We start from the raw sequence: 24,260 nt of genomic DNA, 5'->3' as shown, positions 1-24,260 counted from the left end.
GATGCCCAGCACCACCCGCCGCAACCGCCGCCGCGACACCCCGCCGCCCCGGACCGGAAGCAACGAGACCGAGGTCCTGCGCGGATTCCTCAACTACCTCCGGACCTCGATCGCCGCGAAGGTCGACGGTGCCCATGAACCGCAGGTGCGAACAGCCGCAGTGCCATCGGGCACGAACCTGCTCGGCCTGCTCAACCACCTGACTTTCGTCGAGCGCTCGATGTTCCTCGGGGACGACGTCACCGACTGGCAGGCGACGTTCCAAGCCGCACCGGCGGACAGCGTGGCCGATGTCGTCGCCCGCTACCGAGACGCGGTCAAGCGCGCGAACGACGTTCTCGACGGGTGCGCCGATCTCGGCGCACCGGTCCCCCGACCGCGCCCGGACCGCCCCGCTCCCAGCATCCGCTGGGCACTCACTCACATGATCGAGGAGACCGGCCGACACGCGGGCCACGCGGACATCCTCCGCGAACTCATCGACGGCACGACCGGCCGCTGACCACCTTCTCCAGGACGGGAACACATGATCACAGCACCACGGCCGTTACCGCGCCGCTTCCTCCGATCCGCGCACACGGTGGCAACCGTCATGCTCAGCCTCCTGCTCACGATCGGCATCGCAGCCTGTTCCACGCCGACAGCCGGCGACGACGTTCCCGTCTACGCCGCCGCCACCCAGGACGATCCCCGGTTCGAGAACACCTTCCGCCACGAGTTCGCCGACGTAGACGGCGTCCGTATGCACTACGTGACCGGCGGCAGCGGCACGCCAGTCGTGCTGATACACGGTTGGCCACAGACCTGGTACGGCTGGTGGCCGATCATGCCGGAACTCGCCAAGCACCACACCGTCTACGCCGTTGACCTTCCCGGACTGGGTGACAGCACCGGCTCACCGACCGGCTACGACAAAGCCACGCTGGCGCGGTATGTGCACACGCTGATCGCCGATCATCTCGGGGTGAGGGACGCCCGTGTCATCGGGCACGATTTCGGCGCCGCAGTGGCATTCCAGTACGCCAGCCAATTCCCCGACGACACCGCACGCCTCGGCTACCTCGACCTGCCGCTGCCTGGGCCCGCGATCGATGCGCCCACCTACCGCTCACTGAGCTGGCACATCGCCTTCCACTCCCAGCGACGGGTCCCCGAGGCGGTCGTCGGCGACGATGTCCGCGAGTACCTGGCACTCTTCTATCCCCAGGTCTCGTTCGGTGGCACGGCGTTCGGTGGCACCTCTGACCGGTCCCCGTTCACCATCACCGAGATCAACGAGTACGCACGAACCTACAGCCGGCCCAAGGTCCTGTCGGGCGGCTTCGAGCTCTACCGCGCCCTCGACAAAGACGTCCGCGACACCGTGGCAGCAGCACCGATACGTGTCCCGACCCTGCTCATGACCGCCCAAGGGCAGCTCAACGCGGTCCAGGGCACAGTGGCTCCGCGCATGACCAACATCGTGCGGGCGGTGGACGTGCCGAACGCCGGGCACTGGCTCGTCGAGGAGAACCCCCAGTTCGTCACCGCCCAGCTATTGCGTTTCCTCGACGGGTGAAATCGTCTGGAAGCTGCTGGTCGACGCCGCAAGCCGGCCGCCGTGGTCCAAGGTGGACAGTCTGTGTCAGAAGCAGGGTTCTGACACAGACTGTCGGTGGCGTACCGCGGCCGAATATCCGCAGGCCAGCGCGAGTCAGAAGCTGATGTCAGAACGATGTGCCAAACGTTCCGTCTCTACGTCAGCCAGCGAGACTCTTGCTCACCCCCATGTCCCAACGCCGCCGGTCAGGGATATCCGTTGTTTCTACGGCCGATGATCCTGCTACCCCGCAGTTGGCCGCGGCCGCCCTTTCTGTGACGCCCGGAGATGGACCGTCTCCGGAAGCGAATCGCCGAGTTGGACGCCGATCTGAGCGAGGTGACGGCCACGTTCGGCGGGCAGCGCGGATACATCGAGCGTGTCGGTGTCCAGGCCGCCCAGGAACTTCAGCTTCTCGACCTCGCCGCCCACACTGTTGGGCGACGCCCGCACCGGTCCGGCGACCAGCCAGTGCAGGCGCGAGGACTTCAGCGTCGCATCGACGACCAGCAGCCCGTCCAGAGCCTCCGCCCGCTCAGGACTGAGCAGATGGGCCACACGGGCGTGGGTCTGCTGCTCGGCGGCCTGGCGGGCGGTGCCCACCTTCTCCAGCAGCGTGACCACGCCGGGCCGGATCACCGTCGCCGAGCGCAGGTGCTGGGGACCGTATTGAGTTCCGATCAATGGGTGGCTCGGGTGAGGTCCTTGAGCCAGCTCATCGAGGCGCGTAGGTGGAGGCCGGCGAGGTAGCTGTCGGGAGACTTGCCGTACCGGGTGGCGATGCCACGCCAGGCCTTCATCTTGTTGATCAGCCGCTCGACGGTGTTCCTCTCCTTAGCACGTCAGAGGGCCATGCCTCCCGTTGCGTCGATGACCTGGCCGGTTACCCAGCGTGCGTCGTCGGAGGCGAGGAAGGCCACGATGTCGGCCATGTCTTCCGGCCGCCCGATCCGGCCGAGGGCGGCAAGAGACGCCGCTTGCGCCTCGGCATGCGGATCGCCCAGCAGGGTGGCCGCGCTGGCATCGGTGAGGACGGTGCCGGGGGCCACCGAGTTGACCGTGACGCCCCGGGGGCCCAGCTCCTTGGCGAGGGCGAGACTGAAGTTGTCCAGGGCTCCCTTGGTGGCGCCGTAGGCGATCATTCCCGGCGTGGCCAGGCGGGCCACGGAGCTGGAGATGTTGATGATCCGGCCCCCGTCGCGCAGGCGCGGCAGTCCCTGCTGCGTGACGAAGAACGGTGCACGCACGTTCACGGCGAAGACCTTGTCGAAGGCGTCCTCGGTCAACGACTCCAGGGATGCGAAATCCCCGATGCCGACGTTGTTGACGATGATGTCGAGCTTCCCGTCGGGCACGTGCTCCGTGCCCGCGGCGTCGAAGGCGGCCCAGAGGCGGGCCGCGTCGCCGCGTTCGCCCAGCCCCGCCTGGAGTGCGAAGGCCCGTCCTCCGTTCTTGCGGATGTTTTCGACGGTCTCGCTCGCCGCCGTCTCGTCGCGGGCGTAGGTGACGCCGACGGCGGCGCCGTCCTGGGCGAGCCGCTCCGCGATCGCCCGGCCGATGCCCCGGCTGCCGCCGGTGACCAGTGCGACCTTGTCCTCGAGTGCTCTTGCAGACATGGCGGAAGACCGCCTCCCGTTCATCGAATCGTCTCTTGAGTGCTATGGAGCGCCTAGACCAGCGGCTTGTGTTCGGGCCACCACCGCTGAACGGCTTCGACAGCCGTCGTCGGGCTGACGTTGAAGCAGAGTTTCGCGCCGGGTGCCAGCTCGTGGGTGGTGTTGACCAGCACCTCCAACAGCGGGGTCAGCTCCGGGTCCAGCCGGACGCCGGCGCCGATCAGCACGATGTCGTAGTCCTTCGCGGTCAACGCGGCGCGAAAGACCGCCTCGGCCGTACGGCCGTAGTCGAGCAGGCAGACATCGACACTGAGGCCGAGCTCCTCGAGCCGAGCCCGGCCCGCGGCCATTCCGGCCCGGACCGCCTCGGCGTCGATTTCAGGGAACGCCGCCCGTGACGAGGGCGCGTCGTCCACCAGCGCTGGATCCAGTCCGACGTTGAGCATGGACGGGGACATGTCGATGTACCTCCGGTGACCTGGGGTTTCTCGGACCCACGGTAGGCGCCTGGAGGTCGGGCGGCCCTCCCACATTTCTGGGATACCGTGGCAAGGGTGAGTTCCCCGATGGTCCGGCGCGAGACCGTGCGCGACATCGAGGCGATCTGCCGTCTCGACCTCGACTCCCGGATACTGCGCCGCCGGATCGCCGGCCGGCTGACACGCCTCATCCCGGCCGACTCCTACTGCTTCAGCACGATCGACCCGATGACGCTGCTGACCGCCGACCAAGTCAGCGCCGGGCTCGTACCGGAGGCGGCCGCGGCCGCCGCGCACAACGAGTACTTGGTGGACGACGTCCTGAAGTTCGCGGCGCTGGCCCGCTCCGCGGTGTCCGCGGGCACGCTCGGTGCGGCCACCGGCGGTGATCCGGAATCCAGCCACCGCTACCGGACCGTGCTGCCGATGATCGACGCACGGCACGAGCTGCGGGCGGGCTTCGTGGTGGACGGCCGCTGCTGGGGCGTCGTCGCCCTCTTCCGCGGCGGCCGGCGGCCCGACTTCACCCCGGCCGACGTCGGCGTCCTGCGGCGGCTGTCCGCCCCGGTCGGTGCGGCCCTGCGCCGGGCCGCCCACCGGGCACCCGACGACACCACTGCGGGCCCGTCCGAGGCCGGAGTGCTCCTGCTCGACCAGGACTTGCGGCTGTTCTCGGAGAACCTGGCCGCGAAACTCTGGCGGGACGAGCTGGGCCCGTCGCAGGCGGAACTGCCGTCCGCGATCCTGGAGGTGGCCGCACGGGGAAGAGGCGCTGAGCTGCCGGCGTACGGACGCATCCGCGGCCGCTCGGGCCGGTGGCTCTCCGTCCAGGCGTCGCCGCTGAGTGGTGGCCCGCACCCTGCGGCCATCGCCGTGACGGTACATCCGGCGCCGGCCGCCGACGTGGCCGAGATACTGCTGCTCGCGTACGGGCTTACACCGCGCGAGCGGGACGTGCTGGCGCGAGTCGTCGCCGGTCTGCCGTCGCGGACCATCGCCGTGGAACTGCACATCACCGCGGCGACCGTGCAGGACCATCTGAAGAGTGTGTTCGCGAAGACCGGTGTCCGCAGCCGCAGCGAACTGGTGGCGACGGTCCTGGGCCTGTGACCGGACGAGTGATTACTGAGTTTTTGCCAGGGACCGTATCCAGTTGTGATCAATCTGCGGGATTCGACCTCGCGGCACGGCGTGAGCCGGTAGGCCTGGTGTCATGACACAGGTGCAACTGAGCGACGCTGAATGGGAGTTCATCGAGTCCTATCCGCCGATCGGCCGGTTCGTTCCGTATCCCGAGCGGTTGCGGCAGCAGTTCGAGGGGGTGATCTGGCGGTTCAGGACCGGTGGGCAGTGGCGGGAGATGCCGGCTGAGTTCGGTGCCTGGCCCACCGTGCACAACCGTGTTAGGCAGTGGCGCGACGCGGGCGTCTTCCAGGCCCTGCTGGAGGGGCTGATCGCGGAGGCGGCCCGGCGGGACGAGGATGACCTGTCCCTGGTCAGTATCGACTCCACCACCGTGCGCGCCCACCAGGACGCGCCCGGCATGCACCTGAGCCCAGACGTCCTCACCGCGCTGGAGAAGGCCGCGGCCAAAGAAAAAGCCAGGTCAAAGGGGGCGACAACAACGGACGAACCGGACAGGACATCGACACCGACCCCGGACGACAGGAGCGGCGCCGCGTCCGGCGCCGGCACCGGCTGCGGCTGAAGGCCGCTTCGCTGGGCCGCTCCCGGGGCGGGCAGAGCAGCAAGATCCACCTCGCCGGCGACCGCAGGTGCCGCCCGCAGGTGCTGCTCCTGACCGCCGGGCAGGCCGCCGACAGTTCTCAGTTCATCCCCGTCCTGAACCAGATGCGCGTCCGTCTGCCCGTGGGCCGTCCGCGCACCCGGCCGAACGCCGTGGCGGGCGACAAGGCCTATTCCTCCCGTGCCAACCGCGCCCACCTGCGCAAACGCCGTATCCGTGCGGTCATCCCGGAGAAGAAGGACCAGCTGGCCAACCGCAGGAAGAAGGGCTCCCAGGGCGGTAGGCCCGTCGACTTCGACGCCGAGTTCTACAAGGAGAGGAACACCGTCGAGCGGCTGATCAACAAGATGAAGGCCTGGCGTGGCCTCGCCACCCGGTACGACAAGTCTCCCGACAGCTACCTCGCCGGCCTCCACCTACGCGCCTCGATGATCTGGCTCAAGGACCTCACCCGAGCCACCCATTGATCGGAACTCAATACGATCCCTAGCACCCCAGGCGGAACAACAGCGACGGGGAATCGTGTTCCATGGCGCGGGCCAGCAGGAACTCGTCCAGGTCCTTCAGCTCCAGCGACTTCGCCGACCGCCACCCCAGATACTTCGCCACCTGTCGCAGATGATCCGTACGCGTCTGCTCCCGGGACACCACGTAGCCGCGCAACACCTCGACCGGCAGGCCGAGCTGCCTGGCCAGCCGCCCCACCGCCGCCGCCGACGGTGCCGATGGCACTTCGTCCGGCCAAAGCCCAGCCGGCAGCGTGCACAACTGCACCGCGGCGCCGAGAACCGTCTGGGGACGCACGAACTTCCGCGAGAACCCCTCATCCGCCGGGGTGAGGGTGAAGTAGCGGATCAGTTCGTCCTTGCCGATCGCCGGGAACGAACGCAGGGCCCCCAACTCCTCATCGGAGAACACCCGCGTTGCCATCTGCCCGTCCCTCTCGCCGCCGGATTCGCTCGTTCAGCCCAACGAGCCACCGGCTCCACAGCAAGGGGCCAAGTCAGGGCTACTCCGTTGTTTCGTCGGCGAGTACTACTGGGGCCCCAGTACGGTCAGGACGATCACCGCGATCTTTCCCGGTGGCAGGATCCGCCACCGGGACCGAATCGCCTTCAGATGACGCCGTCCGGTTCCGCGCGACGCGCGGTGATCCGTTCGAGCAGCCCGGGATCCAGCATGGACCGGATGGTAGAAGGCCGTCCGGTTGCGGTGAGCGGAAACCACCAGATCGGCCGCTGATCAGAGAGACCGGCCGATGCTCTGGCCGATCAGATCCGGCGAGACGTACGGGCGTAGACCTCACCGACCCGTTCCAGATCGGGCATCTCACCTCGATACGATACGAGGCAGATTCACCCCGGCGGGCCACGGTTACCGCGCGACACAAGGTCTCGAGGTTCGTCAGGACGAGCAGAGCGTGCAGAAACCGGGGCGCATGCGGTCCGCCTGCGCCCCCTGTCTCCTTCGCCCGGCAATGACACGGTGTCACGTCATTCCGTACACGGACCGTTCGGACCGGTGTGAGCCGCCGGGGGTCAGTTGTCGAACAGCGCCTTCGGGTCGTCCGCGCCGCTGTAGGTGAACGACCGGAACAGCGTTTCGCCCTCCGAGCACACCAGCCCGATCATCCGGCCCGTCATGCCCGCGGCGACCTCGGTCGACAGGTACCGGCCGTCGAGACGGCCGAGTTCGACGAAACCGTCGGGTCCGGACACTCCGGCCACGATCTCGTCGGGTCCCATGTCGACCCCGAAGGCGGTGGGGGCACTGTGCGGCTCGGCGCGCAGTTCCAGCACCGTCTCCGGGGTGGCGGCGGTCTCCTCCAGGAAGACGCTCGCCCCGCCGATCAGAGCGACCGCGCGCACGCGCGGTCCCCGTACCTCGATGCGGACGGCGTGCCGAGGATCGATGCGCAGTTCCAGCCCTCCGGCGCAGGTGGCCCCCTCCACTCGCTCTTCCTGCGGGGCGACCACAGCCCGCGCCCGCATGTGCAGGTGCTCCTGGCGGCGGCCCACGAAGGCGGGGCCGTCCGCCGCGGTGAGCCGCCAGCCCTGGTCGCTCCAGTGGAGCAGTGCGTCCGGGAAGGCTCCGGGTGCCACCCACGCCGACGACAGCGTCCCGTCGGGCAGGTCCTCGACGGTCTTTGCGGGCGCGTCGGGCTCGATCGGCCCCGACACGGCGGGCCAGCCGTCGCTCCAGCTCACCTCCGCCGCGAAGGTCTCCCGTCCCAGGACGTGCCACTCGGGGCTGCTGCCCCGCGGCCGCGTGCCCAGGTAGACCATCGCCCAGGTGCCGTCGGGCCGTTCGACGAAATCGGCGTGCCCGGTGCTCTGGACCGGAGCGCCGGTCCCCCGCGCGGTGAGGAGGGGGTTGTGCGGACATGCCTCGTAAGGCCCGGCCGGTGAGGACGCGCGGGCGACGGTGACGGCGTGTCCGCGTTCGGTGCCGCCCTCGGCGAGCAGCAGGTACCAGTACGCACCGACTCGATAGAGGTGAGGGCCCTCGGGGAACTTCCCGCCCGTCCCCTGCCACAGACGGCGGGGTTCGCCGAGCAGTTCCCCGGTCTGCGGATCGAGTGCGGCCTGCACGATCCCTTCGCCGAAGCCGGTCCAGGTGAGCAGGCAGGTCCCGTCGTCATCCCAGGCGAGGTCGGGGTCGATGCCCCGGGCCCCCGGGATCCACACCGGGTCCGACCAGGGGCCGGCCGGGTCGTCGGCGGTCACCAGGAAGGTCGGTGGGCCGGCGGACAGCAAGGTGGTCACCATCCAGAAGCGGCCCGCGTGGTGGCGCAGGGTCGGCGCCAGGATGCCGGCCGAGGAGGCCACCCCCTGCAGCGGCAACTGCGCGGGGCGGTCCGGCACATGGCCGATCCGGCGCCACGTCCGCAGATCGGTCGAGTGGTGGACCGGTACACCCGGGGCGTACTCGAAGCTGGAACAGGCCAGGTAGTAGTCGTCTCCCACGCGGCAGACGCTGGGGTCCGGATGGAAGCCGGGGACGACCGGCTGGACGGGGAGTTTTACAGGAGTATCTCGGCTTCTCGACCGGGGCGCCGCACTCGGGCACTCGGGCACTCGACGACGGTTGGTGTGTATGACGCGTTCCCAAAACTTAGTCATCACTAGGTATAGGCGGTATGGCCCACGTCACGATGCCCTTCGGCGCGGTCGGGCTCGGCTGCCCGCCGGGGCACAGCCCCTCGGGAAACTGTCCGGGCGGCACGTCGGCCGCCCGGCAGGTGGCGGGCAGCAGCGCGGCGGAGACCGGCGGACCGAGCAGGCCGACGGAGGAGACCGGATCACCCACGGCGTCCTCGCCGTCGGATATGTACCGGTCGGGCACGGTTTCGCCCATCTTCAGAACTCGCGGATCCTCACGAAGCTCCGTACTGATCCCGCCCGAGCCACCCGACTTCTGCGCGCCCTGCTCGTCCTGACGAACCTCGGAGTCAACCATTGACGGATGATGTTCTCCGCGGACTCCCGCCCACGACCAGCACGAGTACCCGGAGGACCAGTCACACCAGCCCTTCGCACTGGGACTTCAAGTTGGCGGAGGCTCAGTTGTGCGCCTCGCTTGCATCCACTGGGGTGTGGGCGTCCTCGGCTGCCTTGCGCATGCTCCAGCGAACCAGGGGCTGCAGGGCGTCGAGGAGGGCTCTCCCCGAGGGGGAGAGGCTGTAGGCGATCTGGACGGGCGTGGTCGGCACCACGGTCCGCTCGATGAGTCCTTCGGCTTCCAGTTCCTTGAGGCGCTGGGAGAGCAGGCGGTCGGAGATACCGTCGATCACTGCCCGGTACTCGCCAAAACGCCTCGCGCCCTGGACGGCGGCCATCAGGATGGACCCGGTCCAGCGGCGGCCCACCATTTCGAGAGCATCCTGAAAGCGGGGGCAGGTCTCGTCATGGATGGAACCGCGTTCAAGCTGCCGAGGCATACAATCTCCTCCTATCAACTTACTAAAGGTTAGTGCCTTACGTCGCGTTTGGCCTTGCGTGAGAGAGGTCGCGCTGTGACGCCATGACCGATTACGGACACCCGCTGTCGTTCGGCCTGAGCCTCGACCCGGCAGGGACGCACTCGAAGAGACCCACCGGCTCGCGCGCCGGGCCGACGCCGGCGGGCTCGACTACATCGCCATCCAGGACCACCCGTACCAGCCGGGTCACCTGGAGACCTGGACGCCGCTCAGTCACCTTCAGCGTCGACGGAGCGCGTTTCCTTCCTCACCGACGTGGCCGACCTCCAGCTGCGGCCTCCGGCGCTGCTCGCCAAGGCGGCCGCTTCCCTGAATGTCCTCACCGACGGCCGTGTACAGCTGGGGGTCGGCGGCGGTGCCTTCCCCGACGCGATCGCCTTCATGGGCGGCCTGTCCCGGCGCGGCGCGCAGATGGTCGCCTTCACCGAGGCATCCCTGGATCTCATGCATCAGGCGCTGGCCGGCGGTGCGGTACGGATGCACACCCCTCACCACACCGTCATGGGCTACCGAGCCGGCCGGGCCATGACTGTGTAGGCACCAGTGCCGATGTCCGTGGCGGCGCTGGTCACGTAGGCGGACCCGTCGCGGCGCAGCGACGCCCGTGCCTGGCAGGGCACCTGGCAGAACGGGTGGGACACGCTGGCCATGCCGTATCCGATCAGCCAGTCGCCATCCCGCATGGAGCCGATGCCCGGCGTGCGGCGTGACCAGCCGAAGCGTTCCGCGCCGAGGGTGTAGCACTCACGCAACGCTTTGCTCGACCGGGGCAAGCCCAGGACCGGGCCCTGCTCGGCGTCGTTGCGCAGCCGCAGTTCCAGCGGGTCCATGCCGAGGGCGTGCGCCACCTCGTCGATGGCGGATTCCAGGGCGCAGTTGCCCTGGCCCTCGGCGGGTGCGCAGGGAGCCCGGGCAGGGAATGTTGAGGCGGGCCTGACGGTCGCGGGTCAGGGGGTTGGGGCACGCGTAGGCGACTGCTGATCCGGCGGCGACCGGTTCGTAGTCGTCGTCCTCCCTTGCCACCGACGAGATGGCGCGGTGCTCGATCGCGGTCAGGTCGCCGCTGGAGGTCGCGCCGATCTTGATGTGCTGGACGCTGTTGGGGCGGTGCCCGACGGAGGTGAACATCTGCGGCCTGGTGAGGACGAGCTTCACCGGGCGTTTGACTTCACGCGCGGCCCTCGCCGTGAGGATGGTGTGGGACCACACGCGCAGTCCGGCGCCGAAGCCGCCGCCGACGAAGGGGGCGAGCACCCGCACACCGCTTTCGGGGATGCGGAAGAACCGGGCGCAGGAGGTGCGCACGTTGTGCGGCCACTGGGTGGAGTCGTGGACGGTGACCGAGTCGCCGTGCCAGGAGGCGATGGTGGTGAACAGCCCGAGCGGGTTGTTGGTGTGGTCCGGAGTGGTGCAGCGCTCGTCCACGACGACGTCGGCCCGCGCCAAGCCGGCTGACACGTCACCACGCTCGGTGTCCAGGCCCCACGGGTTCTCGAGGGTTTCGGCCCGGGGGTCTTCGATGTCGAGCAGCGCCTCGGCGGGCTCGTACTCCACCTTGACCAGCGAGGCGGCGTGCCGTGCCTGCTCCGGGCTGTCGGCGATGACGATGGCGACGTGCTGGCCGTAGTGCAGGATGCGGTCGTCCTGCATCGGGGCCGGTGGCGGAGGCCCGAGCAGGGTCATCGGGCCGCGTTCCAGCTGGAGAGCGGTCAGGTGGGTGATCACTGTGAGGACGCCGGGGGCCCGCTTGGCTGCGGCGGCGTCGATGCTGCGGATGCGCCCTGCGGCGATCGTGCTGCCCACCAAGGCCGCGTGCACCATGCCCGGATAGGTGTAGTCGTTGGGGTAGTGCGCGGCCCCCGCGGTCTTCAGGGGGCGGTCGACACGGTCCACGCCTTCACCTATGACCGTGCGCGTCGGATCTTCCAGAGTGGTCATGACGAGGCTCCTGCCACGGTCTCCAGCGTGCGCACCAGGGTGCGCTTGGCCAGCTCCACCTTGAACGCTTGAACGCGGTACCGGGCAGTGTCCGGGCGCCTCCAGAGCCGCCTCTGCGGCCGCTCGGACGTTCTCGGCACTGGCTGTGGCGCCGCGCGGCACGTGCTCCGCTCCCTGCCCGCCAGGGAACGGTCCCCACTCCGCCCAGTCCGATCCGGGCCTCACGGATGGTATCGCCCTCCGCTTACAGGCCCCATGGCCTCGGCCACCGGGACACCGCTGGACGATCTGCGCGAAACCATCGTGACCTCCTTCCCCGACAGCGGGCACACGCCCAGCGGGGCGGTTCTCCTGCCGCTCCGCACCCACCCCCTGGACGACGACCAGGCGCACACGTGGATCTTGCCCAGCGACCCGGCGATCGTGGCCACCGCCCGCAGCCTGGTGCAGCGCCAGCCGGCCGTCCGGGGGCTGGAGGGAAACGGGTTTGCCACCGAGCTGGTGGTGAGCGAGCTGGTCACCAACGCCATCCGTTACGCCGACGGCCCCATGCACCTGCGTGCCATACGCGATCAGGCGCTGATCTCTGTGAAGTGTCCGACGCGAGCATGACGGCTTCCCACCTGCGCCACGCCCGCACCGGCGACGAAGGAGGGCGAGGGCTCTTCCTCATTGCGCAGCTCACCCAGCGATGGGGCACGCGGTTCAGCGACACCGGTAAGGCCGTCTGGACAGAACAGGACGCGCAACCCCGGCATGACCCTCCGCCGCGTTTCCACGGGCAGATGCGGCTGGCCTTCGTGCCTTGAAGGCCGCCACGGTGGTCGCCCGGCCTCTGGCAGCGGCCGGGCGACCACGTTCTGCCCATCCCGCCGACGGCACGGTGCCCGACGGAAGGATCAGGCCGCGGTGACGCGCTGAGCGATCTCCTTGCCCTTGAGATCGGCGTCGCCCAGGGCCCGCGCCCAGGACTTCTCAGCCAACGGGATGAGTTCGGCCATTTCCGGGTTGGAGTGCGCGGCCGTGAGTTCCGGAACGATGAAGTCCAGTTCGAGGCCCATGTACTCGTTGAGGATGGACCGCAGGTAGTTCTGCACGTACTCCGACGCTTCCCTGGGCGTGCCCGGCGCATACGACCCACCGCGGCTGGCGATCACAGTCACCGGGAGGCCCTTGACGCTGGAGGTGTCTCCGGTCGTGCGTCCGACCATGAGGACGTGGTCGATCCACGCCTTGAGGGTCGAGGGAATCGTGAAGTTGTACATCGGTGCGCCCAGGAGCACTGCGTCAGCCCGCTCGAGTTCTTCGATCAGCTGTACGCGCCGGGCCATGGCCGCGGCCTGCTCCGGCGTATGCGCGGCAGCGTCCACGAACGCCGCGGAGAAGGCGTGCTGATCCAGGTGCGGCAGGGGCTCTGCGGCAAGGTCACGGTAATGATCTCTCCGCCGGGGTGCTGCTCCCGCCACGCGTCGCAGAACCTCATCGCCACGGTGCGGGACTTCGAGGTGGTGCCGGGGTTCAGGGAGGAGTCAATGTGCAGCAAGGTTGCCATGGTGTGTGCTTCCGGGTCTGGACGAATGATCAGATCGGGCGGCTCGCGAGCAGCCTGCATCCACACTGGCGCCACCATCACCCACCCGCCAAAGCGCCCGTTAGGTACTTACTTTTCGTAAGCGCCGCATGACGCGGCACGGAGATGGGGCCGGTGATTCCGCAGGTCGTGGCCGGGGATACGTTGCTTCCGCTCTCCGCCCAGCGCGGTCGCATCCGATGCCACGGGTCGCCTCGCCTTCGAGCGAGTGGAAGACCGGCTTGCCCGGCGCGGGGCCGGTGCGGTCCGGTCGACGAGAGCGACCGGACCACTTCATGGTGTTCGACCTGCCGAGACTCACGCGTGCCGCCCACCATCTGCCCCACCTGCTCCGAGGCCCGGCCCGCCCCGCCGCCGTCCATCTGGCCGCGGCCCAGGAACAGTCACGCGAACCCACGGTGGAGTGGGCGCGCGGCTGATGGGAGTGCCGGAGTCGCCCGACCTCGGGGTGAGCCTTGTGGGCGGTGGGGCATGCCGCGGACGGTCGCCTCGCTGGCCGAACTGCGGCAGCGTACCGCTGTGGAGGCTCCGGTCCAGTGGCGTCGCCGGTTCGTCCGGCACCTGCGCGACTGCCTGGTGACGGCCACGATGCGGGAGGGCGGCAACGGGATACGGGGCATCGTTACCGACGAGGTGACGTACATCGAGAAGAAGCGGCACACGGGGTCTTCGGTCGTGGTCATGCGGATTCGGCACCTACATGATCACCGACGCCGTGCATGCGTCCGTGTCCGGCACACGTAACCGATGATCACCGGCAAGCCCATAAACAACCCGTCAACGCGTGAGGTCCCTGGGCGGTGGATGGAGTCGGTCCTCCCGCGGGTGCGGCAGAAGCTCAGCCTCGAACGACGCTCGGGCGATCTCGTTGAGGCACGGCCCGCCAAGCTCCATGGCGACAAGGGGTACGGCTACGACCACCTGCGGCAGTGTTCCACCACCGGTCCGGGGCTGCCCTGTCTCACACACGTCTCACACACGGTGTGTCGCGGGGTGGACTACAGACCACTGACCGTGGACTCCAGGCACGGTGAAGACGTGCGGAGGGCGCCGTGTACAGCGGGTATGCTCCGTTTACGTGACTTCCGCTCCCGCCAAGCCCCGCATCCCCAACGTCCTCGCCGGACGCTACGCCTCCGCCGAGCTCGCCACGCTCTGGTCGCCCGAGCAGAAGGTGAGGCTGGAGCGACAGCTCTGGCTCGCCGTGCTGCGGGCGCAGAAGGATCTCGGCATCGAGGTGCCCGACGAGGCGATCGCCGCCTATGAGCGCGTGCTCGACCAGGTGGACCTGGCCTCGATCGCCGAGCGCGAGAAGGTCACCCGGCACGACGTGAAGGCGCGGATCGAGGAGTTCAACGACCTCGCCGGGCACGAGCAGGTGCACAAGGGCATGACCTCCCGGGACCTGACGGAGAACGTCGAGCAGCTGCAGATCCGGCTCTCGCTGGAGCTGGTGCGGGACCGGACCGTGGCGGTGCTGGCGCGACTGGGCAAGCTGGCCGGCGAGTACGGGGAACTGGTGATGGCCGGGCGCTCGCACAACGTGGCGGCGCAGGCCACGACGCTGGGCAAGCGGTTCGCCACCGCCGCCGACGAGCTGCTCGTGGCGTACGGCCGGGTGGAGGAGCTGCTCGGCCGCTACCCGCTGCGTGGCATCAAGGGCCCGGTCGGCACCGCCCAGGACATGCTGGACCTGCTCGGCGGGGACGCGGGCAGGCTCGCGGAGCTGGAGCGGCGGATCGCCGGGCACCTCGGATTCGCGCAGGCGTTCACCTCGGTCGGCCAGGTCTACCCGCGCTCGCTGGACTACGAGGTCGTCACCGCGCTGGTGCAGCTCGCGGCGGCGCCGTCGTCGCTGGCCAAGACGGTCCGGCTGATGGCCGGGCACGAACTGGTCACCGAGGGCTTCAAGCCGGGCCAGGTCGGCTCGTCCGCGATGCCGCACAAGATGAACACCCGCTCCTGCGAGCGCGTCAACGGCCTGATGGTGATCCTGCGCGGCTACGCCTCGATGACCGGCGAGCTGGCGGGCGACCAGTGGAACGAGGGCGACGTGTCCTGCTCGGTGGTGCGCCGGGTGGCCCTGCCCGACGCGTTCTTCGCGCTGGACGGGCTGCTGGAGACGTTCCTGACCGTGCTGGACGAGTTCGGCGCGTTCCCGGCCGTCGTGGCCCGCGAGCTGGACCGCTACCTGCCGTTCCTCGCCACCACCAAGGTCCTGATGGGCGCCGTGCGCGCCGGTGTCGGCCGTGAGGTCGCGCACGAGGCGATCAAGGAGAACGCCGTCGCCACCGCGCTGGCCATGCGCGAGCAGGGCGCCGAGCGCAACGACCTGCTCGACAAGCTCGCCGCCGACGAGCGGCTGCCGCTGGACCGGGAACAGCTCACCGCGCTGATGGCCGACAAGCTGTCCTTCACCGGTGCCGCCGCCGACCAGGTGGCCGCCGTCGTGGCCCGGGTCGAGGAGATCGTCGAGCAGCACCCCGAGGCGGCCGGCTACACGCCCGGCGCGATCCTCTGACGCGCGCACGGACATGCCCCGCTTCACCCCGGCGGAACTGGAGGCCGCCCGCGACCGTCTTGTACCGGACGTCGTCGCGGACGGTCTCCACGTGCTGTTCTGCGGCATCAACCCCGGCCTGATGACCGCCGCGACGGGCCACCACTTCGCCCGCCCCGGCAACCGGTTCTGGCCCGTACTGCATCTGTCCGGGTTCACCCCGAGGCTGCTCAAGCCCGCCGAGCAGGAGGAACTCCTCTCGTACGGGCTCGGCATCACCAACGTGGTCGCGCGGGCGAGCGCCCGGGCCGACGAACTGACCGCCGAGGAGTACCGGCAGGGCGGCCGGGAGCTGGCCCTCAAGGTGGCGCGGCTGCGGCCGCGCTGGCTGGCCGTGGTCGGCGTCACCGCGTACCGGGCCGCCTTCGACGACAGAAAAGCCCAAGTGGGGCCGCAGGAGCGGATGATCGGGGACACCCGGGTGTGGGTGCTGCCCAACCCGAGCGGGCTGAACGCGCACTGGACGGCGCAGACGATGGCGGAGGAGTTCGCGCGGCTGCGGGTCGCGGCGCGGACGTAGACGCAGATGTAGACGCAGGCCCAGGCGTAACTGCGGACGTGGGCGTGGAAGCAGGCGTGGGCGTGGGCATCGTTCATGGCGGGGCTTCCTCCGTGACGGCGGCCAGCAACTGCACCTCGTCCGTCGCGTCCCGGTCGGCGACGGCGAGCGCGACCCAGCGGCCGGTGCCCGCCACCTCCCAGAGGTAGGCGAGCCGGGCGCGGGCGCTCAGCTCGGTCCACGGCTCGGGTATCTCCTCCGCCCGCTCGGTGCGCAGCAGGACCGTGAGCAGGTTGAGGATCTCCGACTCGCCCCAGCGCTCGGTCAGGCGGGCGTCGACGGCGTCCCGCTCCTTCTCGTACTGGTCGACGGTCGCCGCACGCTCGGCCGGGTCGCCGCCGCCGCGCAGGCCGTGGCTGCCACTCAGCACCACGAGGTGGTGGCCGTGCTCCGCCGGGAAGGGGCGGAAGCACAGCTCGTCGATGAGGGTGATGTGCCGCGCGATGTCCATGGCACCAGTAAAGCGGGCACCACTGACAACTGGCGGCCCGTCAGGCGTCCCGGCGGCGCAGCCGCCACCCGCCCGCCAGTACGGCGGCGGCCGTCCACAGCGCCGTCACGGCAAGTCCCGTCCAGGGGCCGACACTTCCGTCGTACGTCTCGTACAGGACCACCTGGCCCGCCTTGTCCGGCAGGAAGTCGGTGACGCCACCGGCCACATCGCCGATCACGAAGGAGACGATGAGGACGAACGGGATCATGACCGAGAGGGTGGCCGCGCCGCTGCGGAACAGCGCGGTGAGGCCGGCCGCGAACAGCGTCATCAGCATCAGGTAGACGGCGCAGCCCACGACGCCGCGTGCCTGCTCGGCCGTGCTGAGTCCGCTCGCGGCCGGCCCCAGCCCCGCCCGTGCGGCCAGGAGGGCGGCTAGGGCGGCGACGAGTCCCACGGCGAGGGAGAGGGAAGCGATCGTCGTCAGCTTGGCCGCGTACCACCGCCCGCGACGCGGCACCGCGGCCAGGGTCAGCCGGACGGCGTTGCCGTGGTACTCGGACGACACGGCCAGGGCACCGAAGGAGATGGCGGCTATCTGACCCGGCAGGACGCCGGACAGTGCGATGAACAGAGCGTCGAAGTCCGGATCGGAGGTGTCGGAGACACCGGCCAGCGCGGAGAACGCCGTGGTGGCGGCGGCCACCGCCAGCAGCGCGCCGTACGACGACCGCAGGGTGCGGACCTTGAGGAACTCGGAGCGCAGGACGGGCGCGTGTGTCATGTCAGGCCTCCTGGGGCTGGGCGGTGAACTCGGCCTCGGCGGCCGTCAGGTCGAGGTAGGCCTGTTCCAAGGTGCCTTCCTCGGCGGAGAGTTCGAGGATCGGTACGCCGGCCACCGACAGGACGCGGCCGATGTCCTCCACGCGCGCGTCGGACACGGTCCAGTGCCCCGCCTCGTGCCGTACGGCGTCGTGACCGTGGCGGGCGAGGACGCCGGTGAGGGCGGTGGGGTCCGAGGTGCGGACGCGGACGCGTGGCCGCACGCGCGCGTGGATGAACTCCCGCATCGGGGTGTCGGCCAGCAGCCGGCCCCGGCCCAGGACCACGAGGTGGTCGGCGAAGGACGCCGTCTCGTTCATGAGGTGGCTGGAGACCAGGACCGTGCGGCCCTCGGCCGCGAGCCGGCGCAGCAGTTCCCGGATCCAGATGATGCCTTCGGGGTCGAGGCCGTTGGAGGGCTCGTCCAGCATCACCACCTCCGGGTCGCCGAGCAGGGCGGCGGCGATGCCGAGCCGCTGGCGCATGCCCAGGGAGTACGTCCGCACCCGGCGCCGGGCCACCGACGCGATGCCCGTCTCCTCCAGGACCTCGTCCACCCGGCGTTCGGGCAGCCGGTTGCTCACCGCCAGGACGCGCAGATGGTCGCGGGCGGTGCGCGAGCCGTGCGCGGCGTGCGCGTCGAGGAGGGCGCCGACGTGCCGCAGGGGTTCGTCGAGCGCGGGGTAGGCGCGTCCGCCGAGGGTGGCGGTGCCGGAGGTGGGCCGGTCCAGGCCGAGGACGAGGCGCATGGTGGTGGACTTCCCGGCGCCGTTGGGGCCGAGGAAGCCGGTGACGCGGCCGGGCTGGACGGTGCAGGTCAGGTCGTCGACGGCGCGTCGGGTGCCGTACTCCTTGGTGAGGGCCCGCAGTTCGATGCTGGTCATGACCACAGCGTGGCCGGTCGTGCCCGGCCCGGGCCTCCCCCGCCGGTGGAGTCCGCCTCCCCCGTGCGGGGGAGGGCCGGTGTCAGTGGCGGCTGGCACGATGACGCCATGGTCCGCTTGCTGCGCCCGCTGGTGCGGGGAACGACGTACACCCGGCTGCTGCACCTGTGGGTGCCGATGCTGGTCGTGAGCCTGTGGATCCTCATCGACGACACACGGATGTGGGTGCCGGCGGCGGCGCTGGCCCCGCTGGGGCTGATCGCGGGCGTACGCGGGGGTGAGCGGCTGCAGGCGCAGTGGCTGCTGCTGCCCGGTGAGGAGGGCGCCGGCTTCTCCCCGGCCCCCTCGGTGACCTGGGCGGACCGGCTGCGCACGGTGGTGTGGCTGGAAGTGCGGGTAGCGCTGGGCCTGCTGGTCGCGGGCGCTTGCGTCTGGCTGCCCATCACCGCGTACTGGCTGATACGGCTCGCCTCGGGCCACCGGATCGACACGTTCGCCGGAACGATCGCCCCGCACTGGGCGTACGCGCTCCTCGTGCCGGTCCCCCTGGTCGCGTTGTACGGAGCGGTGGTGGGCCTCGGTGTCCTGGTCACCGCGGCCGCCCGTGCGCTGCTCGGGCCCTCCCCGGCCGAGCGCCTGGCCACGATGGAGGAACGCACCGAACAACTGCTGGAGCGCAACCGCATCGCCCGCGAACTGCACGACTCCATCGGGCACGCGCTGACCGTCGCCGTCGTGCAGGCGGGCGCGGCGCGGGCGGCCGGTGACCCGGACTTCACCGACCGGGCGCTGTCGGCCATCGAGGACACCGGACGGGCCGCCCTGGAGGACCTGGAACGGGTCCTGGGGGTGCTGCGGGAGGAACGGCGGCCGGTGAGCGCCCGGCCGACGCTGGCGGACGCGGACCGGCTGCTGGAGTCCGCGCGGTCTTCCGGGGCGAAGCTCGACACGGAGGTGACCGGGCCGCTGGAGACCGTGCCCGGGCCGGTGTCCAGAGAGGGGTACCGCATTCTCCAGGAGGCGTTGACCAATGTGCTGCGGCACGCGGGACCCGTGCCTGTCCGGGTCCGCATCCGGGTGGAGGACAGCGTTCTCGGCCTGGAGATACGCAGCCCGCTCGCGGCCGCCGTGCCCGGTCCGGGCCGGGGCAGCGGACTGCGCGGCATACGGGAGCGCGCCGCGCTGCTCGGCGGACACGCCAGCACGGGCCCCGACGCCGGTGACTGGCAGGTCAATGTGGTGCTGCCGGTGCGCTGATCTACCCTGGCCGGATGCCGGTCACCGTTCTCCTCGTCGATGATGAACCCCTGGTCCGCGCCGGCCTGCGGGCGGTGCTGGAGGCGCAGCCCGACATCGAGGTGGTCGGGGAGGCGGCCGACGGGGCGGCGGTGATCCCGCTGGTGCGGCAGCTGTGTCCGGACGTGGTCGCCATGGACGTCCGTATGCCGCTGCTGGACGGCATCGAGGCCACCCGCGCCGTGCTGCGGACGGTCGCCGATCCGCCGAAGATCCTGGTGATCACCACGTTCGAGAACGACGAATACGTGTACGAGGCGCTGCGCGCCGGGGCCGACGGGTTCCTGCTGAAGCGGGCCCGGCCCGCGGAGATCGTGCACGCGGTGCGGCTGGTGGCGGAGGGCGAGTCGCTGCTCTTCCCGGCGTCGGTGCGGCAGTTGGCGGCGGAGTACGGCGACGGCCGCGGCAACCGCGCGGCCCGCGCGGCGCTGGACCGGGCGCAACTGACCGAGCGGGAGGGCGAGGTGCTGCGGCTGATGGCGCGCGGGCTGTCGAACGCGGAGATCGCCGCCAAGCTGGTCGTCGGGACGGAGACGGTGAAGTCGCACGTGAGCGCCGTGCTGGGGAAGCTGGGGGCGCGGGACCGCACGCAGGCGGTGATCGCGGCGTACGAGTCGGGGTTCGTGGCGCCGGGCTGAGCCGTGCGGGACCGGGCGGACCGGCTCTCGCCGGGGCCCGGTGTGCCGAGTACGATCCGGCCAACACGCGCACGAGCTGGGAGGACGGACCGTGGGGCGGCTGACCGGCGGGGATCCCTCGCTGCTGCGGAGGATCAACTCCGCGGTGGTGCTGCACGCGCTGCGCTCGACGGACTGCGCGACGCTGACCGAGATCACCCGGGTGACGGGACTGTCCCGGCCGACCGTGGAGGGTGTGGTCGACGGGCTGATCGAGGCCGGGCTGGTCGTGGAGACGGCGGCCGAGGAGGGCTTGGCCCGGCGGCAGGGGCGGCCCGCCCGGCGGTTCCGGTTCCGGGCGGAGGCGGGGCATCTGCTGGGGCTGGAGATCGGCCCGCACCGGGTGTCCGCGCTCCTGGCCGACCTGGACGGCACGGTGCTCGGCGCCCAGGCCAAGGACGTCGACGAGAACGCGTCGGCCGACGAGCGGCTGGAGCGGCTGCGGGGCGCCGTCGCCGAGTTGCTGCGCCGGGCCGGGGTGGCGCGTGGCTCGCTGCGGGCGGTGGGGGCGGCGACGCCGGGGATCGTCGAGGCGGACGGCACGGTGCGGCTGGGCACGGCGCTGCCGGGGTGGACGGGGCTGCGGCTGGGCGAGCGGCTGAGCCGTTCCTTCAAGTGCCCGGTCCTGGTGGAGAACGACGCCAACGCGGCGGCGGTCGCCGAGCACTGGCAGGGTGCCGCCACCGACTCGGACGACGTGGTGTTCGTGCTGGCCGGGCTGAGCCCGGGGGCGGGCGCGCTGATCGGCGGGCGGCTGCACCGGGGCTTCGGCGGGGCGGCCGGGGAGATCGGGGCGCTGCATCTGCTGGGCCGTGAGGTGACGCCCGAGACGTTGCTGTCCACCACCGACGAGCCGTTGCACCCGCTCGACGAGCAGGCGGTCGCGAAGGTGTTCGCCCAGGCCAGGGACGGTGACCGGCGGGCCCGTGCGGCCGTCGACCGGTTCATCCGGCGCCTGGTGCACGACGTGGCGGCGCTGGTGCTGGCCCTCGACCCGGAGCTGGTGGTGATCGGCGGCTGGGCGGCCGGCCTCGACGGCGTCCTGGAACCGCTGCGCCGCGAGCTGTCCCGGTACTGTCTGCGTCCCCCGCGGGTCGCCCTGTCCCGGCTGGGCGAGGCCGCCGTACCGACGGGCGCGCTGCGGCTGGCCCTGGACCACGTGGAGGAACAGCTCTTCGCGGTGGAGGGCACGACGGCCCGGCGGTGACCGTCCCCGCGGTGGTCCGCTGATCGGGGGCCGTCGCTCGCGGGCGCGGGCTGGGCACGAGTTGGGGGCCGGCGTCGGCCGGCCGGGGCTGGTCGCCGTGCGGCGGCGGGCCGGCCCTTGATCGGCCGGCCACCGCCCGCCCGCCCGTCTCAGCCGACTCCGCTCGCCACCCCGTCGTGGACCCGCACGTCCCCCGCGTCGCCGAAGGTCAGCCGGCAGGTGTCCGCCCGATAGGTGGCGACACTGAGCGCCGCCGTGCCGGTCTCGGTGCGGTAGCGGGTGGTGACCACCAGGACGGGGGCGCCCGGGAGGCGGTCCAGTTCCCTGGCCTCCTCGGCCCGGGCGGAGCCCAGTTCCACGGAGCTTTCCTGGTGTGCCAGCTCCAGGCGGTGCAGTTCGCGCAGGACCGCACGCGCGCGTGCCGCTCCGGCAGGGGCGTCACCGAGGCCGGGAACGGACGCCTGCGGGACGTGCAGCAGTTCCGCCGCCACCGGCTGGCCGTGCGAGACGCGGGAGCGGCGCACGGTGTGCACGGCCTCGTCGCGGTCGGTGCCCAGCGCCTCGGCGACGGCCGAGGGTGGCGTCGCCAGCGTGCTGTCGAGCGGCTGCCAGGCGTCGTCGGCCACGCCGGGCCAGACCTGGTCCCGGGTGCCGACGGCGACGCCCACGCGCGGCGGCGCCACGGTCGTGCCGACACCGCGGCGGCGCTGGAGCCGGCCCTCCAGTTCGAGCTGCTCCAGGGCCTGGCGGAGCGTGGCGCGGGCGACGCCGAAACGGGCGGCGAGATCACGCTCGTTGGGCAGGATCTCGCCGACGGAGAACTCCGAGTCCAGCGCCTCGCTGAGTACCGTCCTCAAGTGCCAGTACTTCGGTTCCTGTACCGGTTCCAGCTGCGTGGTCCCCACCCTGTCCTCCGCACTCGCCGTGGTCCGGCGGCGTTTAACGCCCTTGTTTATTAAAGGTTGTTGCACTTCTCTGCGACCCTAGGGCGGCCCTCACCCTTGGTCAAGACCAATACCGGATGCGCGCCGCGGGTCTACCCGTCGGTAGCCTTTGCTGACACTCTGTCTACGCACGTTCCCCAGACGCGCCACGACCAGGAGTGCCCATGTCCGCGACCGTCTCCTTCACCGTCCCCGCCCCGCACGGCCCGCGCCCCGTCACCGTGTCCTACGCGCGCGTGGGCAGCGGCGAACCGCTGCTCCTGCTGCACGGCATCGGCCACCACCGGCAGGCCTGGGACCCGGTGCTGCACATCCTGGCGGCCGAGCGCGACGTGATCGCGCCCGACCTGCCCGGGTTCGGCGCCTCCCCGGCGCTGCCGGACGGCCTGCCGCACGACCTGCCGACGACGGCCGCCGTGCTCACCGCCTTCTGCGCGGAACTGGGCCTGGACCGGCCGCATGTGGCGGGCAACTCGCTGGGCGGCCTGCTGGCCCTGGAACTCGGCAGCGAGAACCGCGCACGGTCGGTCACGGCCCTGTCCCCGGCGGGCTTCTGGACGGAGGCCGAACGGCGCTACGCCTTCGGGGTGCTGGCGGGCATGCGGGCCACCGCCCGGCGTCTGCCGCTCCCGCTGGTCGAGCGGCTGTCCCGCACCGCGGCCGGCCGCACCGCCCTGACCGGCACGATATACGCCCGCCCCGGGCGCCGTTCCCCCCAGGCCGTGGTCGCCGAGACACTCGCCCTGGCTCATGCCGAGAGCTTCGCCGCGACGCTGCGGGCCGGCCGCGAGGTCCGCTTCACCGACGACGTCCCCGGCCTGCCGGTCACCGTCGCCTGGGGCACCCGGGACCGGCTGCTCATACCCCGGCAGGGCGTCCGCGCCAAGGCGGTGATCCCGCGGGCCCGGCTGGTCCGGCTGCCCGGCTGCGGCCACGTGCCGATGAACGACGACCCCGCACTGGTGGCCCGCGTCCTCCTCGACGGCAGCCGGGGTCAGGACTCCAGGGCCGCCAGTACTTCGCTCAGCACCGTCGCGTTGTAGGGCATGCTCACGTGCGGCGTGCGGTCGTCCGGGTCGATGTCCTGGAGGACGATGTTGCGGACGTACCGGCCCTCGCTCTCCGCCAGGGCGCAGGACGTGTACGGGGTGACCACGTCGTCGTAGGCGGTGGCGATGACGGTGTGCCGGACGCCTTCGGTGGTCTCGCCCAGCTCGGCGAGTTCGCGCTGGAAGGCGTGGTCGTGCTGGAGCTGCGGCCAGGCCGGGACGGTCATGGCGACCACGCCCTGTTCGACCAGCTGGACCGCGCCGGGGATCTGCCGGGCGAGGTTCATCAGTCCCTGCGCGGTGATGCCGTGGTTGCTGGGGCTAATGCCGACGAAGTTGTGCACCTTCGGGCCGCCGCCGAGCTTGTTGAGGTAGTAGCGCGGCATCATGCCGCCCTGCGAGAAGCCGACGATGTCGACCTGCCGGGCGCCGGTGCGCCGCAGTACCTCGTCGATGAAGTCCCGTAGCTGCTCAGCCGACTTCCTGATGTCACCCAGGCCGAAGATCACCGGGTTGAGGTGCTTGCCGTAGTCGGGGCGGAAGACGCGGTAGCCGCGCTCGCGCAGCACCGGGGCCGCCGTGGACCAGGTGTAGCCGCGGTTGCCGAACGTGCCGTGCACGAGCACCACCGGTCGGGGGTGCTCTTCGGTCAGCGGAAGGTGCCAGTCGTCCTCGCCCGCCTCGACGTCGACGGCTGCGACGACCGCGGCGCCGGCGACCTCGGTGAGGGCGGTCACTCGGTGCGGCAGTGCGGTGATGTCCTTGGTGATGTCGTCGGTGTTGAGTCCGGGAATGCGGGGTGTGGAAAAGCCCACGGCGCTTGTCCGATCCTGAGAAGGAGCCCGGCGGTTTTCTCCGGCGACTTCCCAGTCTCCCGTCCAGGGATTTTCCGTACGA

25 protein-coding genes and 3 pseudogenes are annotated in these 24,260 nt (G+C 70.8%); 13 read left to right on the top strand and 15 right to left on the bottom strand.

Features of this window, described 5'->3' with window-relative positions; genetic code table 11:
* Position 1: 1 nt before the first annotated feature.
* Positions 2-502: a DinB family protein gene (locus ACZ3IG_RS31820; protein ID WP_467436423.1), complete on the top strand. Its 501-nt coding sequence runs from the start codon at positions 2-4 to the stop codon at positions 500-502.
* Between the two features lie 90 nt (positions 503-592).
* A complete protein-coding gene (locus ACZ3IG_RS31815) occupies positions 593-1,558 on the top strand; it encodes an alpha/beta fold hydrolase (RefSeq protein WP_467436421.1) in 966 nt (321 codons plus the stop codon).
* A gap of 264 nt (positions 1,559-1,822) precedes the next feature.
* On the opposite strand, the gene ACZ3IG_RS31810 is transcribed toward ACZ3IG_RS31815, so the two are convergent.
* The 3 genes from ACZ3IG_RS31810 to ACZ3IG_RS31800 form a co-directional block, all read right to left on the bottom strand.
* Positions 1,823-2,263 carry a hypothetical protein gene (locus ACZ3IG_RS31810; RefSeq protein ID WP_467436420.1) on the bottom strand — a complete coding sequence of 147 codons (441 nt, stop codon included), beginning with the start codon at positions 2,261-2,263 and terminating at the stop codon, positions 1,823-1,825.
* Between the two features lie 158 nt (positions 2,264-2,421).
* On the bottom strand, positions 2,422-3,195 hold the full coding sequence (locus ACZ3IG_RS31805; RefSeq protein ID WP_467436419.1) for an SDR family oxidoreductase: 774 nt from the start codon (positions 3,193-3,195) through the stop codon (positions 2,422-2,424).
* A gap of 53 nt (positions 3,196-3,248) precedes the next feature.
* Positions 3,249-3,653: a hypothetical protein gene (locus ACZ3IG_RS31800; RefSeq protein WP_056792618.1), complete on the bottom strand. Its 405-nt coding sequence runs from the start codon at positions 3,651-3,653 to the stop codon at positions 3,249-3,251.
* A 96-nt stretch (positions 3,654-3,749) separates the two neighbouring features.
* On the opposite strand from ACZ3IG_RS31800, the gene ACZ3IG_RS31795 reads away from it, so the two are divergent.
* Positions 3,750-4,784 carry a helix-turn-helix transcriptional regulator gene (locus ACZ3IG_RS31795; protein WP_467436417.1) on the top strand — a complete coding sequence of 345 codons (1,035 nt, stop codon included), beginning with the start codon at positions 3,750-3,752 and terminating at the stop codon, positions 4,782-4,784.
* 103 nt (positions 4,785-4,887) lie between these two features.
* A pseudogene (locus ACZ3IG_RS31790) lies at positions 4,888-5,888 on the top strand (IS5 family transposase).
* 19 nt (positions 5,889-5,907) lie between these two features.
* On the opposite strand, the gene ACZ3IG_RS31785 reads toward ACZ3IG_RS31790, so the two are convergent.
* From ACZ3IG_RS31785 to ACZ3IG_RS31770, 4 genes are all read right to left on the bottom strand, one after another.
* The gene (locus tag ACZ3IG_RS31785) at positions 5,908-6,351 is read right to left on the bottom strand and encodes a DUF4158 domain-containing protein (RefSeq protein ID WP_467436416.1); all 444 of its coding nucleotides are present in this window, start codon (positions 6,349-6,351) and stop codon (positions 5,908-5,910) included.
* A gap of 608 nt (positions 6,352-6,959) precedes the next feature.
* Complete coding sequence (locus tag ACZ3IG_RS31780) at positions 6,960-8,498, bottom strand: glycoside hydrolase family 43 protein (protein ID WP_467436415.1); 1,539 nt, start codon at positions 8,496-8,498, stop codon at positions 6,960-6,962.
* A gap of 37 nt (positions 8,499-8,535) precedes the next feature.
* Positions 8,536-8,778 carry a hypothetical protein gene (locus tag ACZ3IG_RS31775; protein ID WP_467436413.1) on the bottom strand — a complete coding sequence of 81 codons (243 nt, stop codon included), beginning with the start codon at positions 8,776-8,778 and terminating at the stop codon, positions 8,536-8,538.
* Positions 8,779-8,983: 205 nt separating this feature from the next.
* Complete coding sequence (locus ACZ3IG_RS31770; protein ID WP_467436412.1) at positions 8,984-9,361, bottom strand: winged helix-turn-helix transcriptional regulator; 378 nt, start codon at positions 9,359-9,361, stop codon at positions 8,984-8,986.
* A gap of 240 nt (positions 9,362-9,601) precedes the next feature.
* Between ACZ3IG_RS31770 and ACZ3IG_RS31765 the strand changes: the two genes are divergently transcribed.
* The gene (locus tag ACZ3IG_RS31765; RefSeq protein ID WP_467436512.1) at positions 9,602-9,940 is read left to right on the top strand and encodes an LLM class flavin-dependent oxidoreductase; all 339 of its coding nucleotides are present in this window, start codon (positions 9,602-9,604) and stop codon (positions 9,938-9,940) included.
* Here ACZ3IG_RS31765 and ACZ3IG_RS31760 read toward each other — a convergent pair.
* Together ACZ3IG_RS31760 and ACZ3IG_RS31755 are read right to left on the bottom strand one after the other, a co-directional pair.
* Positions 9,910-10,155, bottom strand: a complete 246-nt coding sequence (locus ACZ3IG_RS31760; RefSeq protein ID WP_467436511.1) for a molybdopterin cofactor-binding domain-containing protein — start codon at positions 10,153-10,155, stop codon at positions 9,910-9,912. The two genes, ACZ3IG_RS31765 and ACZ3IG_RS31760, sit on opposite strands and share 31 nt — an antisense overlap.
* A gap of 108 nt (positions 10,156-10,263) precedes the next feature.
* Positions 10,264-11,341, bottom strand: a pseudogene (locus ACZ3IG_RS31755) (xanthine dehydrogenase family protein molybdopterin-binding subunit); the annotation flags it as partial.
* A gap of 255 nt (positions 11,342-11,596) precedes the next feature.
* On the opposite strand from ACZ3IG_RS31755, the gene ACZ3IG_RS31750 reads away from it, so the two are divergent.
* On the top strand, positions 11,597-11,953 hold the full coding sequence (locus ACZ3IG_RS31750) for a hypothetical protein (RefSeq protein ID WP_467436411.1): 357 nt from the start codon (positions 11,597-11,599) through the stop codon (positions 11,951-11,953).
* A 287-nt stretch (positions 11,954-12,240) separates the two neighbouring features.
* Here the strand turns inward: ACZ3IG_RS31750 and ACZ3IG_RS31745 are convergent.
* A pseudogene (locus ACZ3IG_RS31745) lies at positions 12,241-12,893 on the bottom strand (FMN-dependent NADH-azoreductase).
* Between the two features lie 314 nt (positions 12,894-13,207).
* On the opposite strand from ACZ3IG_RS31745, the gene ACZ3IG_RS31740 reads away from it, so the two are divergent.
* From ACZ3IG_RS31740 to mug, 3 genes are all read left to right on the top strand, one after another.
* Positions 13,208-13,351, top strand: a complete 144-nt coding sequence (locus ACZ3IG_RS31740) for a hypothetical protein (RefSeq protein ID WP_467436410.1) — start codon at positions 13,208-13,210, stop codon at positions 13,349-13,351.
* A 659-nt stretch (positions 13,352-14,010) separates the two neighbouring features.
* Positions 14,011-15,453: an adenylosuccinate lyase gene (purB, locus tag ACZ3IG_RS31735; protein WP_467436408.1), complete on the top strand. Its 1,443-nt coding sequence runs from the start codon at positions 14,011-14,013 to the stop codon at positions 15,451-15,453.
* A gap of 13 nt (positions 15,454-15,466) precedes the next feature.
* Positions 15,467-16,012, top strand: coding sequence for a G/U mismatch-specific DNA glycosylase (gene mug / locus ACZ3IG_RS31730; protein WP_467436407.1), 546 nt, complete (start codon positions 15,467-15,469; stop codon positions 16,010-16,012).
* Between the two features lie 73 nt (positions 16,013-16,085).
* On the opposite strand, the gene ACZ3IG_RS31725 is transcribed toward mug, so the two are convergent.
* Genes ACZ3IG_RS31725 through ACZ3IG_RS31715 form a run of 3 tightly spaced genes read right to left on the bottom strand, consistent with a single transcriptional unit; the run spans position 16,086 to position 18,190 of the window.
* A complete protein-coding gene (locus tag ACZ3IG_RS31725) occupies positions 16,086-16,502 on the bottom strand; it encodes a hypothetical protein (protein WP_467436406.1) in 417 nt (138 codons plus the stop codon).
* Positions 16,503-16,542: 40 nt separating this feature from the next.
* Complete coding sequence (locus tag ACZ3IG_RS31720) at positions 16,543-17,268, bottom strand: ABC transporter permease (RefSeq protein ID WP_467436404.1); 726 nt, start codon at positions 17,266-17,268, stop codon at positions 16,543-16,545.
* 1 nt (position 17,269) lies between these two features.
* On the bottom strand, positions 17,270-18,190 hold the full coding sequence (locus ACZ3IG_RS31715; RefSeq protein ID WP_467436402.1) for an ABC transporter ATP-binding protein: 921 nt from the start codon (positions 18,188-18,190) through the stop codon (positions 17,270-17,272).
* Between the two features lie 108 nt (positions 18,191-18,298).
* On the opposite strand from ACZ3IG_RS31715, the gene ACZ3IG_RS31710 reads away from it, so the two are divergent.
* From ACZ3IG_RS31710 to ACZ3IG_RS31700, 3 genes are all read left to right on the top strand, one after another.
* Complete coding sequence (locus ACZ3IG_RS31710) at positions 18,299-19,447, top strand: sensor histidine kinase (protein ID WP_467436401.1); 1,149 nt, start codon at positions 18,299-18,301, stop codon at positions 19,445-19,447.
* 14 nt (positions 19,448-19,461) lie between these two features.
* Positions 19,462-20,124, top strand: coding sequence for a response regulator transcription factor (locus tag ACZ3IG_RS31705; RefSeq protein ID WP_467436399.1), 663 nt, complete (start codon positions 19,462-19,464; stop codon positions 20,122-20,124).
* A 91-nt stretch (positions 20,125-20,215) separates the two neighbouring features.
* The gene (locus tag ACZ3IG_RS31700; RefSeq protein WP_467436398.1) at positions 20,216-21,370 is read left to right on the top strand and encodes an ROK family transcriptional regulator; all 1,155 of its coding nucleotides are present in this window, start codon (positions 20,216-20,218) and stop codon (positions 21,368-21,370) included.
* 149 nt (positions 21,371-21,519) lie between these two features.
* Here ACZ3IG_RS31700 and ACZ3IG_RS31695 read toward each other — a convergent pair whose 3' ends face one another.
* On the bottom strand, positions 21,520-22,275 hold the full coding sequence (locus tag ACZ3IG_RS31695; protein ID WP_467436397.1) for a GntR family transcriptional regulator: 756 nt from the start codon (positions 22,273-22,275) through the stop codon (positions 21,520-21,522).
* A 203-nt stretch (positions 22,276-22,478) separates the two neighbouring features.
* On the opposite strand from ACZ3IG_RS31695, the gene ACZ3IG_RS31690 reads away from it, so the two are divergent.
* Positions 22,479-23,357: an alpha/beta fold hydrolase gene (locus tag ACZ3IG_RS31690; RefSeq protein ID WP_467436395.1), complete on the top strand. Its 879-nt coding sequence runs from the start codon at positions 22,479-22,481 to the stop codon at positions 23,355-23,357.
* Here the strand turns inward: ACZ3IG_RS31690 and ACZ3IG_RS31685 are convergent.
* Positions 23,309-24,178: an esterase/lipase family protein gene (locus ACZ3IG_RS31685; RefSeq protein WP_467436394.1), complete on the bottom strand. Its 870-nt coding sequence runs from the start codon at positions 24,176-24,178 to the stop codon at positions 23,309-23,311. The genes ACZ3IG_RS31690 and ACZ3IG_RS31685 overlap by 49 nt on opposite strands.
* Positions 24,179-24,260 lie beyond the last annotated feature (82 nt).

The organism is Streptomyces sp. NPDC016677 (assembly GCF_055562815.1).
Note: the sequence above shows the minus strand (reverse complement) of the source record. Positions and strands in the feature narration are given on the sequence as shown.